This is a genomic window from Mesotoga infera, assembly GCA_011045915.1.
Taxonomy (GTDB): Bacteria; Thermotogota; Thermotogae; order Petrotogales; family Kosmotogaceae; genus Mesotoga; species Mesotoga infera_D.
In genome coordinates this window covers 1-16,703 of the sequence record DSBT01000201.1, presented here as the reverse complement: position 1 = coordinate 16,703, position 16,703 = coordinate 1, and the positions used below count along the sequence as shown (strand labels likewise).

Annotated in this window: 11 protein-coding genes; 1 reads left to right on the top strand and 10 read right to left on the bottom strand. The window is 48.0% G+C overall.

Translation table 11 applies throughout. The annotated features are described in order from the left end of the window. The first annotated feature begins 200 nt into the window (after positions 1-200). On the top strand, positions 201-1,307 hold the full coding sequence (locus ENN47_07320) for a YibE/F family protein (protein ID HDP77977.1): 1,107 nt from the start codon (positions 201-203) through the stop codon (positions 1,305-1,307). A 1,703-nt stretch (positions 1,308-3,010) separates the two neighbouring features. On the opposite strand, the gene ENN47_07315 is transcribed toward ENN47_07320, so the two are convergent. The 10 genes from ENN47_07315 to ENN47_07270 all read right to left on the bottom strand — a co-directional run bounded on the left by ENN47_07315 (position 3,011) and on the right by ENN47_07270 (position 16,033). Next, complete coding sequence (locus tag ENN47_07315) at positions 3,011-4,846, bottom strand: adenylyltransferase (GenBank protein ID HDP77976.1); 1,836 nt, start codon at positions 4,844-4,846, stop codon at positions 3,011-3,013. Then, positions 4,843-5,847 carry a hypothetical protein gene (locus ENN47_07310; protein HDP77975.1) on the bottom strand — a complete coding sequence of 335 codons (1,005 nt, stop codon included), beginning with the start codon at positions 5,845-5,847 and terminating at the stop codon, positions 4,843-4,845. Before ENN47_07310 ends, ENN47_07315 begins: the two co-directional genes overlap by 4 nt. 27 nt (positions 5,848-5,874) lie before the next feature. Then, entirely contained in the window at positions 5,875-6,456 is a 582-nt protein-coding gene (locus ENN47_07305; GenBank protein ID HDP77974.1) for an SIS domain-containing protein, read from the bottom strand. A 3-nt stretch (positions 6,457-6,459) separates the two neighbouring features. Continuing rightward, positions 6,460-7,392, bottom strand: a complete 933-nt coding sequence (locus tag ENN47_07300) for an ROK family protein (protein ID HDP77973.1) — start codon at positions 7,390-7,392, stop codon at positions 6,460-6,462. Positions 7,393-7,413: 21 nt separating this feature from the next. Beyond that, positions 7,414-10,530 (bottom strand): alpha-mannosidase, encoded by a 3,117-nt coding sequence (locus tag ENN47_07295; protein HDP77972.1) that lies wholly within the window; start codon positions 10,528-10,530, stop codon positions 7,414-7,416. A 58-nt stretch (positions 10,531-10,588) separates the two neighbouring features. After that, positions 10,589-11,743, bottom strand: a complete 1,155-nt coding sequence (locus ENN47_07290; protein ID HDP77971.1) for a PLP-dependent transferase — start codon at positions 11,741-11,743, stop codon at positions 10,589-10,591. Between the two features lie 21 nt (positions 11,744-11,764). Further along, positions 11,765-12,604: a carbohydrate ABC transporter permease gene (locus ENN47_07285; protein HDP77970.1), complete on the bottom strand. Its 840-nt coding sequence runs from the start codon at positions 12,602-12,604 to the stop codon at positions 11,765-11,767. Beyond that, positions 12,601-13,485, bottom strand: a complete 885-nt coding sequence (locus tag ENN47_07280) for a sugar ABC transporter permease (protein HDP77969.1) — start codon at positions 13,483-13,485, stop codon at positions 12,601-12,603. The genes ENN47_07285 and ENN47_07280 overlap by 4 nt, the downstream gene beginning before the upstream one ends. A gap of 115 nt (positions 13,486-13,600) precedes the next feature. Next, positions 13,601-14,851, bottom strand: a complete 1,251-nt coding sequence (locus ENN47_07275) for a sugar ABC transporter substrate-binding protein (protein HDP77968.1) — start codon at positions 14,849-14,851, stop codon at positions 13,601-13,603. A gap of 30 nt (positions 14,852-14,881) precedes the next feature. Continuing rightward, positions 14,882-16,033, bottom strand: coding sequence for an ROK family transcriptional regulator (locus tag ENN47_07270; GenBank protein ID HDP77967.1), 1,152 nt, complete (start codon positions 16,031-16,033; stop codon positions 14,882-14,884). Between the last annotated feature and the right edge of the window lie 670 nt (positions 16,034-16,703).

The following is a 16,703-nucleotide window of genomic DNA, read 5'->3' as shown; positions in this document are numbered from 1 at the left end:
TGATAAAGTCAAGATATCAGCAGATGCTATGACAAACGAACTTTTCCAAAATCCGAAACACAAGTTTTATAAAGGAGAGATTTTCTCCGATTGGCTTTGACGGCTCAACGGCCTGTCGATTTCTTTGTCCTCTCTTCGAGTCCTGCATGAGATGCTATAATTCCAGGTAAGCAGAGAGAGTTCGCCGGGGAGATTTCGAGTTGAGATTGAAGAATGCTTTACTCTATATAATTGGAGCGGTCTTGTTCGGTTATGTGCTTTTTACTTTCATAAATGCTTCGGTAAACGATCAAAGTACGATCAAAGGAAAGGTACTGGAGATCGTAAGTTTCGACGAAACCGGTGGCTATTCGGGAAAGGGTCTCCAGACTCTTAGAATCAAGATTCTTAACGGAATCCACGCCGGTGAAGAGGTGATTGTCGAGAACCACTTTACAGACAACACCGCGATGGATATTCGCGTGGAGGATAACGATACCGTTGCGCTATACATTGATCAGAGGGGAGAAGAAACCTTCCATGTAACTGACTTTATAAGGCAAAGATACGTCTTCATTATCGTGCTCTTGTTCATTGCCTTGCTTCTTTTCATCGGAAGGATCTCCGGGCTCAAATCCTTCATAACTCTTACTATCACGGGTCTGATAATAATTAAAGTGATGTTGCCGCTTATACTGAACGGATTCGATCCTATAGGCTCTTCTTCGTTGTCGGCAGCACTGATTACAGTACTTACTTTCGGAATTGTCTCCGGTCTCAACACAAAATCATTCTCTGCGGCCTTCGGTACATTGTGCGGCGTGCTTTCTGCAAGCGTTATTGCTTACGTAACCGGCTCACTTGCAAACCTGACGGGTCTCAGCAGCGACGAGGCAACAATGCTCGTGTATATACCCCAGAACATTCATTTTGATTTTATGGGTCTGCTGTTTGCCGGAATAATTATTGGGACACTGGGTGCTGTGATGGATGTTGCGATGTCGATCTCTTCGGCAATGTATGAAATGAAATCCCTCAACCCCGACATCACGCCGGGCAAACTCGTGAAATCGGGATTCAATATCGGCAGAGACATAATGGGAACGATGACCAACACCCTCATCCTAGCTTATACAGGGAGCTCTATCTTCCTCATGCTGGTTTTTCTGGCATACGAAACCCCTCTAATAAGGATAATCAATATGGACGTGATTGCAACGGAGATAATCAGGGCAATTGCAGGAAGCATAGGGATAATCCTCTCAATCCCGGCTACCGTATTTCTCTCGGCTTTTCTGTTAAACAAATATCGATCAAGGAAAACCTGACTGGAACGAAACTTCCTTTTCAAGCCATACTTCTTCGAACCTTCTGCCTTACTTCCATCAAGCCTTTTCGACAGATCACGACTTTTGTCCTCCTGTCTTCATTTTCTGCACTCACCTGTGTTTTTGATTACGTCGTCCGTTGTAGCTGGTTCGATGTAGGGGTAGGAAAGAGCATGAGAACCTGGTTGAACGTTGAGCGGTTCTCCGTTCTCCGGCAAGAGCAATGACAAAGAGCGGAGGAGTCGTGTCTAGGGTCTGGCGAGAGCGAGATCCCGTGCAGAAACATCACGGGATGACCCTGAGGAGACCCCAAACAAAAGCATTTTGGGGCAGGTCTTAAGGACAGGCTTTACGGGATAACAGTCTTTTCTTGCTTTCGGTCATTCTGACGACGCGACAGCCCATAAATCCTCGCTTGAGCGCTCAAACTGGATCTTATCTCATCCGGCTCGTTCTCTCTCGTAAACGCTGTAGAGGTGACAGGAATGAGATTATAGATTAGAAAGGCAAGATCTAATTGCTCTTCTTACCTCTTCCCCTTGGTCTCTTAAGTATGCCTCTTCTACAAAGAACATGGACGCGCAGCGTCGAAAGGATCAATCGCTCTTCTTCTCTTGATCTTAAATCCCCGCTTGAGCGGGGGGGATCGCTTGAGGTGGGGAGTGTGCTCTTTGAAGCGCGTTTCGAACTGCACTCCTTTTCAAAGAATGTTTCTCAAATGGGGCTATCTGTGTGTCGCATGTCAGGAAATGGTTTCCCTTGAATTCTCTTCTTTTCTCGAAGGAAGCTCTCGACAGTGACCTTTCTCGGTCGATTTTTCCGGTGGACGGGTCCATGATCTGGGACGAAGGATTAAGGACGGCTCTTACAGCATGACGGAATCAAGAGCAGGGTATCGATTGCAGGGTCTGGGGTCTGGCGAAGAGAAGCGGCTTTCGGAAGTGCCTCACTTCGTCATCCCGTAGTGTTCCTATACGGGATCTGGTTCATGATCTCGATAACGGGCAACAATAAACAATCTCGTCCTCTCGGTCAGTGCAGCGAATGTCTCGACAATGCTCTTCATCGGCTCGTCTTATTGAAGGAGCTAGATTCTGAATCAGATTCAGCATGACAGGACCAAGGATTTGCAGAATCCCTTAGATTGTCATCACGTAATGTTCCTATACGAGATCTAGTCCTTGCTCTTGGCAAATGAAAGGTTCACTATTTTAGAAAAGTGCCCACCAATGAATTTCCCGTGTCAAGCTAAAGTGACGATAACCTATATCAGTTAAGGGGGGACAGACAACGAAAAACCCGTCTATCCCCATATCCTGATCTTCATAACCCGATTCTGATTACCCGCTCCCTTAGCAAGCCTCTCTTCTCCCCCGCGAAGCGGAACTGGCCAGGCGAAGCCTGACTGGCCTTTGCGTAGCAAAGACTGGCCACCGAAGGTGACTGGCCGCACGCAGTGCGACTGGCCTGCGTTAGCAGACTGAGGTTTCTTTTGCCTCCTGCCGAAGGCAGCCTTGCGACCTGGCGTGATCTTCGCCAGCCTTGCGTCTGATGTCTTATTCCAGCATCACTTCCCGACTCAGTCAGCCTTGCGTCCCTGCACAATTTTGGCCGCGTATTCAGAGGACGGTGGACTGTTGACGGTTGACCTGAGAAGGCCTCCTACCAGAGGCAGTCTCGTGTCTTTCAACTCGCAGCCGTAATCAGATCTTATTCTTGAAGATCAGTTTCGCAAGCGAGGCTCCGGTTGAGAAATCCGGAATTAGCACATCTGCCCCGGCTTTCTCGAGTCTTTGGAATTTCTCTTTGTTCCAGCCAAACCCCGCCTTCTCGTTTGAGGCAACCCCTATGGTGAAGGCCCCGGCTTCTCTGCCCACAGTAATTTCGACAGGTCCATCACCAATTACTACGAGTTCGTCAGGTCTTATTCTCTCCTCTTTCATTAGCCTTTCAATGACTTTCTTTTTCGAATACTCCTCGATGCTGTTTAGCGCTCCAAATACCCCGCCATTCATGTAACTGTGTACCCCAAGGTACTTTGTTTCCTTTATTACATCTTCCTTATCGGTTCCCGATGCAAGCAGAAGAGTGACTCCTCCTTTTCGCAGCGTCTTTAGGAACCCTAGCGCTCCACGAAGCAGGTATCTGCTCTTCACGTTTTCATTGATCCGTTCCTTCACTATCTTTTTCAAGCAGCCGGTATAGATCCTCTTGTACTTCAGCGGAGTCAGAATCTCGTTTGGTGGAACCAACCCGTACTCAATAACGAGCTTACGGAGTCCTTCCATTTGCAGGATTGTTTGAAGACCTGTGGTCTCGGCAATGAATTCATCTACCTCGACCATGATTCTTGAAAGCACCTCTTCTTCAATCTCCTTCTCTCCTGTGATAAAACGTATCATGAGATCTCTCATAATTGGCTGCCAGCCCTCTCTGAGTAGAGAAATCGTGCCATCAAAATCGAAAAGTACTCGCTTAACATTGCCAGGAAGCCTGCAGCTGTTTCTGAAGATTGATGGATTGTCGATTTCGCAATATTCGGGTTCGCTCATCTCTGAAAGCGCCTGCCTTGAAAGCTTTCCCGTCCCTTTATGAGAGACGCAGAGTGCTGCGGCTTTTGTTGCCATTCTAGCCGAATCCAATAGAGGGTTCTCTCCGGAGCAATGATCTACCGCGAGTGCTGCAATGTAAGCATCTCCCGCCCCGCAGACATCTCTCACTTCCCCATCAAGACTGAAAACCCGGTTCAACACACCATACTCGAAACAGAACGATCCGTCCTCGCCGGCGGTAACCACAACTGGAGATCTCACTTTCCGAGAGAAATCCGTCAAATACTGCTGAACCAGTATTTTGTGGGGAATTTCGCTTTCATCGTTGCCTATGATACCCATTCTCTTCAAACCAGATATGAATTCATTCATATTTGGCTTCACAAGAAAACCGGTAAAGGCCTCGGGCTTAGTCCTGGAATCCGCAACGAAGGTCTTGTCTCGAAATCTTGTGCTCATATCGAGAAGCCGGGATATTATCTCACCGTCTATACAGCCCCTCCCTGGAATGTCTGCCTGGTCTTCGACTACGACAGCATCGACAGTCGGCACAAGAAGTTCGATTGCTCTTATCATCTCGGCCCTGCTGGTCTCGTTCAGACCAATCGGCGGAATGTCCAGCCTTGGAAGATCCTCCTCTCCCGTGTTTGTGTTTATGAACTTAGTATAGACGGGCGTTACATGGGAGTGCGACTTTATTAGGAACTGAGTACATATGCCATGCTTACTGAGTTCTCTTTCGAGATCGTACTGCCTTCCTTCGCATCCCACAGGGCCTAGCACAATTACCTCTACATCTAGCATCGCAAGATTCTTCGCCACGTTTCCGGCTGCCCCGGGGGAATACTCCTCTTTGATTCCGGTTATCGTCATTAGCTCTGTCTCCAGGCTTGGCTTAGACAGTGCCGGGTCGTAATAGACGTATCTGTCTAGAAATAAGTCTCCGACTACGAGGATCCTTGGCTTCTTTTCATTCATTGATTTCATGACGATCTCCTCACAATCGACCTGTAAAATGCCGGCAGAGTCTCTCTGTGGTCGCCCTTTATGTAGTAACCAGCACCACCGAATGCTTCTGGAATTCTTGTAACGATCGATTTTATATCCCTAAAGTAATACGATGGAGCACTCTTGTTGTTCTTGGAAGTTTGTTCGAGATCAGCCTCTCTCATATCGAAGCTGGCCGTTGTAATTCCCTTTGGAGGTTTTCCAACATTTGCGGCCATCGAAATCGCCTTCAGTATCGCTTCAACCCCTATCACGGCCGAACCGACAACTATTACTACTCCGCCGTTAACCAGTTTTGAAATCTCGTTGGCAAATATAAGAAAATCTCTTCCGGAGCAACCCCCAAGAGCCTCTCCGTCGAAGTAAGCCGTCATATGATAGATATCTGTTCCCACGGCGCAGTGAACACAGAGCGGAATATCCTTCTTGTATGCGCTATACTGAACCGATGCCTCGGGATACATGAATTTCACCTTTTCGGGAAAGGGTTCGCCAGATATCAATCTGCCCATTGCCTCTCCATAACCAATACGAAGCCTGTTTCCATGGACAAGTGCCTGGTTTATGTATTTGTTCGTCTCTTCTGCAAAACCGAAAAGCCCTTCTGACAAGGCGTTTGGAATGCTCTCGGAGGTCTTTCCACTGTAGGCCAGTTCGAAATCGTGTATTGTAAAGGCCCCGTTGACGCCAAGGGCGGAGACGATTCCCTTTTTTATGAGCGATGAAAGAAGCGGGCCCATCCCATTCTTGATTATATGGGCCCCGCTGAACACTATCACCGGCTTTTCCTGACTCTTAGCTTCCACAACCTTCGAAGCCAGCTCTTCCAAGTCTCCTGAGGAGTAGCTTTCGACTTCATCGATCACTTTATTTTCATCGATCAAGTCTGAGATAGAGACCTCGCTTGGTCTATCCTTAAGCGGATAGGTTCTTACACTTGAACTGTCAAATACCTCGAACTTCCCTTCGTATCTCATCATTCCACCTACCGTTTCATATCTGCCAATTCAATTTTTTTCAGCTACCATCGCTTCTATTAGCTGGCACAGCACGTGTCCCAGTGTTATGTGCGTCTCCTGTATTCTCGGCACATCCGTTGAATCAACCTTGAACAAATAGTCACAGCGATCGATCATGTCGCCGCCAGTCCTGCCGGTCATACCTATTCTCAAAGATAGCCTTTTCCTTGCCACTTCGAGAGCCCTTAAGATATTCTTCGAGTTTCCGCTTGTGCTTATGGCTATCACAACATCCTCTTCTCTCAAAAAGGCTTCCAGCTGTCTCGAAAAGATCTGATCATATCCGAAATCATTCGGGATTTCGGTAAGAATCGAGTCGTTGCTGGGCAATGATACCGCCCTTATCGGTCTTCTCTCAAGATAGAATCTTCCCACAAGTTCCGCTGCCAGATGAGCGGCATCTGCAGCGCTTCCTCCATTTCCCATGAAATAGACCGTACCGCCGTTGCCGATTCTACGCGTAACCTCACGGGCAACCTCTAGAAGAACGTCTTCATAACGCTCAATGAAATCTCTCTTAACCCGTATGCTTTCTTCAAAGGCCTTTCGGGCCACTTCTTCAAGCTCCATCTACTATCCTCTCCCTCCTCTTCGGCTGGCCACAATCAAGGCCGCATAATCACCGATCTTCTCTTTGAGCCCGGAGAGGACAACTCTTTCTCTCGCTTCCTCACCGATCAAAGACTCGCCGACAGCCTCTTTCATGGCAGACTCCAGCCATACTTCGGGAAGACGCCACGCAAGATTTCCAAGTATTATCCTGCCAGGATCTAGAATGTCCAGCAGCACAGCCAGTCCTTTGCCGAAGTAAGTTCCGCTTTCCTCAAGTACTGTGACAGCGTAAGGATCTCCCTTTAGGGCCATACCTGCGATCTCCTCAGTGCTCGTTCCCCGTCTGAATCTCTCCGGAAATCTATAACTGGCATACAGTGAAATCCCGGTTCCACCGCAATATGACTCCCAGGAACCATTCTTGCCGAAGAGCGAGGGTCCGTCTTCGGCCACTCTCATGTGGCCTACCTCTCCGGCTAATCCCTTCGACCCATTGTACACTTTGCCATCTATGATTATTCCTGCTCCAAGACCGGTTCCCAGCGTCAGAAAGATAATGTTTGAGAAACCCCTGCCCGCTCCAAGAATACTCTCTGCAAGGGCCCCCGCTCTTCCATCATGCTGGACGGTCACGGAGAAATTAAAACGCTTTTCAAGCGGCTGAATTATGTTGACCACCCCCCACCTGAGATGAGGAGGATTAAAAAGAGTCCCCGTATTTGAATCCATTGGACCCCCAACAGATACTCCCGCTCTTGCCGGAACATTCCTCTCCACTAGAAGATCGATTTCTAAGGAAAGTCTCTCTAAAAAGCTTTCAAAGCCTCTGTCGGGTTCGGTAGGAAACTCTCTTCTCCTGATGATATTCAGATCTTCATCGCCCAAAACAACCGCGGTCTTTGTGCCTCCAATATCTATTCCCAGTATCTTGCCTTTTACTTCATTCATCTTCATCACATTCCTTGACTATTCACTTCACTCAAAAATCAGAGTATGTAAGCCGAACTGCCTGTACTCGAGCTGAACCCTTCCATCTACAACAGGAAGTTCGCGGACTCTGTCTTCAAGAATGTTGGAAATCCAGCAGCGATCAAAGGGCAGGGAAGTTCTGACACTGGCGACTCCACATCTGCCTTCAACTTCGGCCAGTCTGAGCACATAACCGGTACTCTCGGAATGCTTCAGGGCGAGAACTTTTAGATTCCCGGCCGATATCCTAAGGCAATCTTCACTCAAATTGAGACTGCCTGATGCCAGAACTAGAGGCTTATTTAGACTTTCTGCTTCTGTAACTGCCTTAAGAGCGTCTGTGGAGTCATGGGAAAACAAGGAATAGGTGAAACCGTGCCTTCCCTCATCTGCGAAGAAATCGGGATAGATAGGCGATCTGAGAAGCGTCAATGAGACGTCTGAATTCTGGCAGGCATGGCCATACTTTCCGTCATTCAATATGGAGACGGCGAAGCCCGGTTCCGATACCTCCACCCATCGATGCGCCGGAAATTCGAATCGCGCATTTTCGAATGAGTTTCTGACCCTAGTGCTTCTGAGCGAATAACCGGCCGAAAGGTCACACTTGATTTCCCGGGTGAGAAGATTGATGGGAAAATTGGCCTTCAGCAAAGTCCTTCTCGTATGCCATTCGATTTCAGTTTCAATATCCAGTCTCTTTGAAAGGGCATTCAGAACGTATCTCTGTATTATCGAGCTTCCCTCGTAATGATAGGTTGCCTGAACAACCTTTCTTACCGGACCGCTTTCTATCGTTCTCACTTCAGAAGCATCGAGCTTTCTTCTCGATCCGGCATAGTCATGATCGATATCCCAGCCGTCCCATGCAACGGGAATGTCTTTGTATACATAGAGAGAGTTTCCCGGTCCAGAAAGAAGCGGCCTGTCAAGAATCTTGTCGTAAGCAGATATGCTTCCGTCGGCATTCACTTCAACGATCAAGTAAGCGTTCTCCATTACGGTATCGTCGTCGGGCGCATGCCGATCGACTTTCTCGTTTATGTATTCGAAGACTTGAGCGGAGAATGGAGAGATCTTTTCGCCGAAACTGTATATGGACTTCCCATCATGTGTTCTTTGGGAAGCAAGCTTCTTGCCGTCGGACCTGCGCAAACATCTGTCGTCTTCATCGGAAAAGACTACTTCTCGGGAAAAGGACCCTGCATTGATAACGGTTCTGAAAGAGGCATTTCCATCGCTCCCAGAACTCAGGAAGCCTCCAGAGATCTCATTCGCCTCGGCGATCACCTTGCCGAGTTCACTTTCGGCCTGATGATGCGCTTCGTTTATCGATGAGCCGGGAAGGATGTCGTGAAATTCGTTGTGAAGGAGCATTTCCCAAAGCCTTCTAACTCTCTCGATCGGATATTCTTCTCTCTCGACAAGTAGCGCTCCAAATACCTCAAGTCTGTACAGTGCGTCTTCGGCCTCTTTGTGAAGCTTCTTTGTTCTTGCCTGAGTCGTGAAAGTACCCCTGTGCAGTTCGAAGTAGAGTTCGTCATCCCAGAGGGGCAGCTCGACATCCTTCGGCAGATTCTCGTAGTACTTCTGCAGCGGGGCCATTTCAAGACTGGGCATGCCGGGATAGTTCTTCAGCCGTTCATAGTACTCAAGCATTTCGTCGGTCGGACCCCCGCCGCCGTCACCGTATCCAAAAGTTGTGACGGTCTTGTTGTGAACCTGCTTGTTCTGGAAGTTATCCCATGTTCCAAGAATCGCTTCGGGGTTGATCATTCCGTTGTAGCCCCCTTGAGGGTTATCGAAGAAATGACAGACAATCTCGCTTCCGTCCAGACCTCTCCATCGGAAGAGGTCAAGGGGAAAGCGGTTCTTCTCATTCCATTTCAGTTTAGTCGTGGAGAAGTACTTTATTCCCGCCTCTTTCATGATCTGGGGAAGTATCCAGGAGAAACCGAAGACATCGGGCAGCCACGCGACCGACGACCTGACACCAAACTCCTCTTCAAAGAACCGCTGGCCGTAGAGGAACTGCCTCGCGAGTGATTCTGCGCTGGCAATGTTGCAATCGCTTTCTACCCACATTCCGCCTATCGCTTCCCAGCTTCCCCGCACAATACTATCCCTGACTCTCTCGTAGAGGTCTGGATCGTTCTCTTTGAGATCCTTGTACATCTGTGCCGAAGACTGGATATACACGAACTCGGGATATTTCTCCATAAGCCTCAGAGCATTGGCAAAGGTTCTTCTGATCTTTCTTTTCGTTTCGTCGATCGGCCATAGCCACGCATAATCAATATGCGCCTGCCCGGCAACCTGAACAGAGCCTGTGGGTCCGTGCTCCTCTGTAAGCTTCACTATTGAATCTTTCAGATTGTCGCGCGCGCTGATTACCGTAACTTTGTACACTTCGGGCAATTCGTTGCCGCTCGACTTCCCGAAATTTGGGGAGTGCCAGAGATGATTGACGCTTCCGTATTGCTGCTGACCAAAAAGGGTGGGATTGTCGGGAGCGGTCTTGAAGTACTGATCCGTCGATCTCGGCAGTTCAATTGCCGAGAGGCAAGCGCTGATGATGTTCAATAGTTTCTCTGCTAGAAGGTCATCCATTGTCGCTTCAAGGACATCTATTGCCACCATGAAATCGAGATAGGTCCCCGAAACCGATTCATCTACAACGAGCAGTTCCGCAGCTTCAAAGACGGGTCCGGGCAGATGGGTTCCGAAGAGCCCCTTAGGGACGGTCTGAATATCCAGAATATGACGCCTTCCGTCTGCAAGTCTCGTGACATCCAGAAGTTGATGATAGACGTTTATCTCGCCATAAGAACGACCATCTACCATTACAAGACTCTCGCCTCCCGGGACGACTCTCAAAAAGAGTCTTTCACCGTCTCCGAGCTTTCCTCTCTCGAGACTCGATCTGAACCAGACGGGAAAGTTCTCTTCATCCCAGCAGTAACCGGCAGATATCTCTTCCCATCCTTCTTCAGGCGGAGTTTCCGAGCGCGATCCGCTGAATTGCCAGTCATCGATCCTTTCCCTTTCTCTCACAGTATAGGGAAAGAGCTCAGACAGTTCCTTTTTGAGCCTTACGCACGACTCATATCTAGAATGATACACAATATCTCCTCCAATATCCCGGAAAGTCGTTTCTCATGAGCGGTCTGCCAAAAACCACTCAAAGAGCGGATCTAATTGCGCTCTCAAGATCCTCGGAAAGGACTTCAATTTCCTCCAATCCTGCGTGAATCCGTATTAGGGAGACATTCTCACCGGGATCTCTGTGAGAAACCGCATAGGGAGAGACAAGGCTCTCATACCCGCCCCAGCTCACTGCCCTCCTGAAGAACTTGAGAGAGTTCACAAACTTCTTTATCCTGTCGATGTCTCTTGTTTTGAGTTTGAACGAAAAGAGGCCGGAACCTCCCCTCATCTGTTTTTTCGCAAGAGAGTACTGATCCGAAGATTCGAGCATTGGATACAGGACATATTCAACGGCTTCATTTTCCTGCATTCTTCTGCTGAGCTCCATCGCATTCTGGAAATGAACCGGCATACGGATGTGAAGAGTCCTGATTCCCCTCAGTATCAGCCAGGCGGCAAAGGGATCGGGGACGGCCCCGGTATTTAGAAACTCCTTTTCGAAGATTCTCTTGACATCTTCATTCGAACCGGCAACGACACCGCCTACTACATCGCTGTTTCCCCCAAGGTATTTTGAAGCCGAATGGACTACGAGATCAATACCGAAATCAATCGGATTCTGATAAATCGGAGTTGCCCATGTATTGTCGATTATCGTCTTGATTCCCCTCGATCTTCCCAGCGAGGACACTTCAGTAAGGTCCTGAAGTTTGAAAGTGAAAGTTGTCGGGCTTTCGAGATATATGATCTTTGTGTTAGGTCTGAGCGCCGCTTCAAGTTCATTCGCATCGCTTCCTTCCACAAAAGTGTGTTCTACACCGAATCTTGCCAGATACTTCGCCACGTACGTGGATGTCCAGCTGTAGCAATCCTTTATCGTCACTATATGATCGCCGCTCTGCACAAAAGCCGAAATACTGGAGACTATCGCTGCGACACCCGACGCGAAAAGCTTTGCTCTCTCCGCATGCTCAAGCGCAGCCAATTTCTTTTCAAGAATGTTTACAGTAGGATTGTTTCCCCTCGTGTACAGAAAGTGGTTCGTCTCATCCGAAAGGGCCGTTGAAAAGTCGTCAAAGTCCTTGAACGAAAAAATCGAAGTCTGGAATAATGGAGGATTGACCGCTCCGCTAGGTAAATCCTCTTCTCCAAGATGGTGCAAAATCTCTGTTATGTGCTTTTTCTGCATTCTCAAAATCCTCCAGTCTTTTTATCCTTTTATTGCGCCTTCGGTAAGCCCGGCAATTATGTATCTCTGGGCAAAGGCGAACACTATCATCGTCGGTAATAGAGAGAGAACAAGTCCCGCGCTCAAGACATCCCAGCTTATGCCTGCCTTTGAGATGAAGGAGTTCAGCGCAACGGGAACCGTCATCTTTTCGTCCGAGAAGATGAACATTGACGCCAGAAACAGCTCGTTCCAGATATTCACGAAGGCAAAACTGAAAATCGCCGCCAGTCCAGGTCTCGTAAGGGGAAATACAACTTTGAACATTGCCTGCAAAGTATTACAGCCGTCAATCACTGCGGCCTCCTCCAGAGAAACGGGGATCCTGTCAAAGAAGCTCTTTGACATGATAGTGCTGAACGCAATTACCATAGTCACATATAGAATGAACAACGTAGAAAGTCTATCGGTCATCCCGTAATTCGCGAGCATTACGAACAGCGGGGCCATAAGTATGAACGGCGGCACCATCTGCGTAAAATACATGGCAAGCAATGTCCCGTTCCTGAATTTTTTCGCCTGAATTCGAGAGAGAGCATACCCGCTGAACATAGATATAAGCATGGCCACGAAGGCCGATGCAAGAGCCAATATTGCGCTGTTTCGAAAGTACACCCCAAAGTTTGCGAAGCCAAATAGCTTGGCGTAACTCTCAAACGACAGCTTCTCAGGAAGATACTTCAGCGGAAAGGTGTAGATCTCTCTAGAACCCTTGAAGGATGTCACCACTACCCAGTAAAGAGGCAAGAGCGCAGCCAAAAGATACAACCCAAGAGCGAGGATCTTCAATATCTTGCCAATAACCTTCATGAGCGCCTTCATACGGTAACCTCCTTTCGGGAAGAGATGTTCAGGAACACAATCGCATACAGCAGCAGCATCGACATTATTATGAAGCCAATCGCCGCGCCCTGGCCGTAATCATAGAACTGGTAGATCCTGTTAATCATGTGAGTCGCCAATATTTGCGTCGAATTGGCCGGCCCTCCACCGGTCATACCATAGATTATCTCCGGAAAATTCATGATCCACATAGTTCTTAGAAGGACCGTACTGATAATGGTCGGCCTTATGTAAGGTATGGTTATTTTGAACAATTGCTTGAACCTGTTTGCTCCATCGATTCTGGAAGCTTCGTAAAGCTCATTAGGGACCGATTGAAGAGCTGCAAGCAGCATGATGGCGAAGTAGGGTATCCCATACCAGACGTTGGCGATTATCACTGACATCATCGCATACTTCGGATTAGAAAGGAAGCCAATAGGATTGCCTATTATCCCCAGCCTCACAAGAATGTCATTTACTATGCCGAACTGACCGTTGAACATCCACGCCCAGATAAGGCCGATAGCAAAACCCGACACGGCCCAAGGATAGAATACTAGGGCCGAATAGACCCCTCTTCCCTTGAAGGGCTTTCTCATCAGGAGGGCAAGACCAAAGCCGAGCCCGAATTGGAATACCAGAGAGAAGAAGACCCACACCAGCGTGTTGACAACTATTCTGAAGAAATCGAAATTGCGATCGTTTATTATTGCTTCGAAGTTGCCAAGTCCTATAAACCCTATCTTAGAGAGGTCGAACATATTGTAGCGTTGAAAGGCCATAACTCCGCCGCGAATTATGGGAGTGTATGTGAAAACAATCAGGAGGATGAAAGCTGGAATCATCATTATGAAAAACTTCCAGAAGCTCTTTCTCAAATCCAACACCTCTCAGTAGACCGGTCTGCATATTTCAGAAAAACGGCACGGCGTTGAAATCATTGAATCTCTTTCCGCCGTGCCGAATCGTTAATCAATCTCTTTCAGTTCTTGATCAGTCTGCCCAGTACTCAGCCCATTTGGCGGCAACGGCCTCGATCGTTGTGTCGCCGAGGAGCAGTGACTGCATATCCTGCTGATGAATCTCGGGCCAACCCGGCCACTTTTCGGAGTCAAGTGGGTAGGACGCGAAGACGTACTTTTCCGGATGACTCATCATGTAACTCCATGCCGTGTAGACGCCGGAACTGAAGTACGGATCATTCTCATATGTGGAAGAATGGATTGGAAGCGGGCCGTAACTCTTACTGTAGTATGCGTTAACCTCGGGGCTAGAGATATACTTAATGAATTCCCATGCCTCTTCCTTATGCTTCGAGTATGAAGGGATTCCAAGTCCACTGAATCCATAGTCCAGATAAGCTTTTCCCGAAGGACCTACTGGAACCGGGACCACCGTGTAATACTCTCTTCCAAGCATCTCATCCACCAGGGCAACCGTATCCGGGTCCTGAATAAGGAACGGAGTAATTCCCGACACAAAGGCATTGACCTGTTCGTTGAATCCCCAGTTGATTCCGTCAGCGGGGACTCCACCTTCGAAGAGTCTAACATACATCTTAAGTCCCTCAAGCGCCCTCGGGTCATCGAAGTAGACATCTCCGGACTGAGTCTTATAGATATTGGCTGCATCGATGTCGCTCAAGAATGATGTGGCGATCAGATCAGAGAATTTGAACTCCCAGGACTTTCCCCTGAATCCGAATCCGAACTGATTCTTGTCCGGATCTGTGATCTCGATACAGAGTTCAACTAACTCGCTCATCGTCTTTGGAATGTAGTTGACACCTAATTCTTCGAGGACGTCCGTTCTCACGAAGAGTCCCTTGATGAAGAAGAACTGCGGCACGATGAATGCAGTGTCATCTACGGTTCTTGCGGCCTGGTTCGCGACGAAAGTGAGAGTGTCATTGTGCTCCCAGCCAGCGAGATAGCTCTCGAGGTTCTCTAGCTTTCCGTTGTTCACAAACTGCTTCACTGTGTAGTCTCTGACTTCGATGATGTCAAGAGCCTGATTAGTGTTGAGCATGAGCGTTGCCCTCTGATCGGCCTGCTCATAAGGCGGAGATATGAGATTTATCTTGATATCCGGGTTCTTGGCCTCGAAATCTGCGATGATCTCCTTGATTACCTGTGTCCTCGCAGGACTAGTAAGAACCTCGATGAAATTGAGCGTGACTACACCGAATGAAAAGACTCCGATCAACATTACCAATAGCAGCGAAATAAAAACTCTCTTTTTCATTTGCATGCCCCCTTTTGTAGTTTTGTGGTGCTAATCTGTTAGTGCCTTGCTCATCAAGTAACTGAATATCGCATAACTCGCGGCTCCGGTCGAGAATGCTTCAAATTGGTCATTGTTGCCCTCCAAAAGCCGAACTTGATCTCCCGAAAAGAGGTTGGATTCGAAAGAGCTTTTCAAAACTTCGAAGAAGATCTCTCCGAAATCCAGAAGCTTTCCATTGACTACCACGGCTTCCGGGCCGAAAATGTTGGAAACAAGCGCCGCAATGCGACCCAGCTCATCGCCGACTCTTCCGATTACAGAGGCCATTCTTCGACCTAAGGCAGATCCTTTGCGGAGAAACTCATCGATACTTTCGAGATTCTCTCCAAGCTCGGAGTTCAGAGCTGATACAATTGTATCCAGACTTAAGCTGCTGTTATCCATCGGCTCATCACAAAAGCTCTTAAGAAGAGCGTAGCTGATCTCTCCAGAATAGCCGAAACTCCCGCTGTAAATCTCATCTTTCAGGATTATTCCGGCGCCAATTCCTTCGTCGAAATACAGACTTATAAAGGAACTGATGCCTCTGCACTTTCCGAAACATTTCATGCCAAAGGCCGCGCCATCACCATCATTAACGAGAAAGACGGGAAGGCCAAACCTCTTCTCAGTAATCTCACCTATCGCAAAATCCCGCCAGTCATTAAGGCCAAATGGAGAGTAGATTACCCCACTCTTCTTATCCAGTGGGGAGGGAGCTCCAATTCCAATAGCATCTACCCTAGTTTCATTCCTGTAAGACTTATTGATCAGTCTTTGAACAACATCGAAGAGATTGGCCGTGGCATCGGCCCTGGTCTTGTTAGAGACTGACTTAACACATGAAGCGAGAAGCTTGCCGCTGGCTGACATGGCCACACCTGTCGTACTGCCTCTTGCGAGGTTCACTCCGATAACCGTTGCAGCATCACTGCGTATCCTTACAGGAATCGGCGCCTTGCCGACAAGACCCGTCTTCTCTCCCGAAAGCTCTTCAGCTATCCCGAGATCTATCAGCGACGCAACAATCGAGGAAATTGTGGTCTTTGTTAGCTCTGTCTGCCTCGCGAGCTCGACCCTTGGTGTGTCGGGCTTTGCGAGGAGTAGCTGGATTACTCTTCCTATGTTTTTCCCCTTAAGGTCGCTGGGCTTGGATATCACTCTCTCACCTCAAACAACTGAAGAAACCTATTTCGTAATAGTCTCTTACTAAATATTATATACAATTGACCCATCAAAAAAAAGGAAAATCAAGTCACATTATATCCATCTAAAGCCGGTGAAATCCGCTGAGGAGCGTTTAATATCCAGTTTTGCTTAACGCCCGCTCTAGAGATCTCATCATAGCCTATTAGTCAGGGAGTTAAATGCCAATCATGTACTGGTGCTTGTACGAATGCTGTGGTTAGCCCCTGAAAATCATGATCTTTATCCTACCTTGAGGAACTAATCATTACCCAAAAGTCAGGGAACTAAACAGAAATCATATCATGCTCCTTCTCCCTTGGCAGTACATGCCGTATTTGGCTCCTGATGATCCTGATCTTAAATCCTCCCTTGAGGGAGGAGGGCCACGAAGTGGCGGAGGGTGTCTCTGAAGGAACGAATGCAAGATCGAGAGAGCGAGAAGACACTCTAAGTCTGAGATGAAGCTGCGCTTCGAGAAGAACCATATTCGAGAGTATCAAGAGTGGGGATTTAAGCTGAACAAAGAAGCGCATAGAATCAGGTCTGCTTGATAGTGATGACCGTGTCTGGAAATGATGATTGATCTCCAGAGAATGTGTTGTGGATAATAATGAGCTCGAGGTTTCGGACAGGCAGTAGCAGC

Coding starts and splice junctions, on each gene's coding strand:
- ENN47_07315 (HDP77976.1), bottom strand. CDS start 4,846: ATGAAATCAATGAATGAAAAGAAGCCAAGGATCCTCGTAGTCGGAGAC.
- ENN47_07310 (HDP77975.1), bottom strand. CDS start 5,847: ATGATGAGATACGAAGGGAAGTTCGAGGTATTTGACAGTTCAAGTGTA.
- ENN47_07305 (HDP77974.1), bottom strand. CDS start 6,456: ATGGAGCTTGAAGAAGTGGCCCGAAAGGCCTTTGAAGAAAGCATACGG.
- ENN47_07300 (HDP77973.1), bottom strand. CDS start 7,392: ATGAAGATGAATGAAGTAAAAGGCAAGATACTGGGAATAGATATTGGA.
- ENN47_07290 (HDP77971.1), bottom strand. CDS start 11,743: ATGCAGAAAAAGCACATAACAGAGATTTTGCACCATCTTGGAGAAGAG.
- ENN47_07285 (HDP77970.1), bottom strand. CDS start 12,604: ATGAAGGCGCTCATGAAGGTTATTGGCAAGATATTGAAGATCCTCGCT.
- ENN47_07275 (HDP77968.1), bottom strand. CDS start 14,851: ATGAAAAAGAGAGTTTTTATTTCGCTGCTATTGGTAATGTTGATCGGA.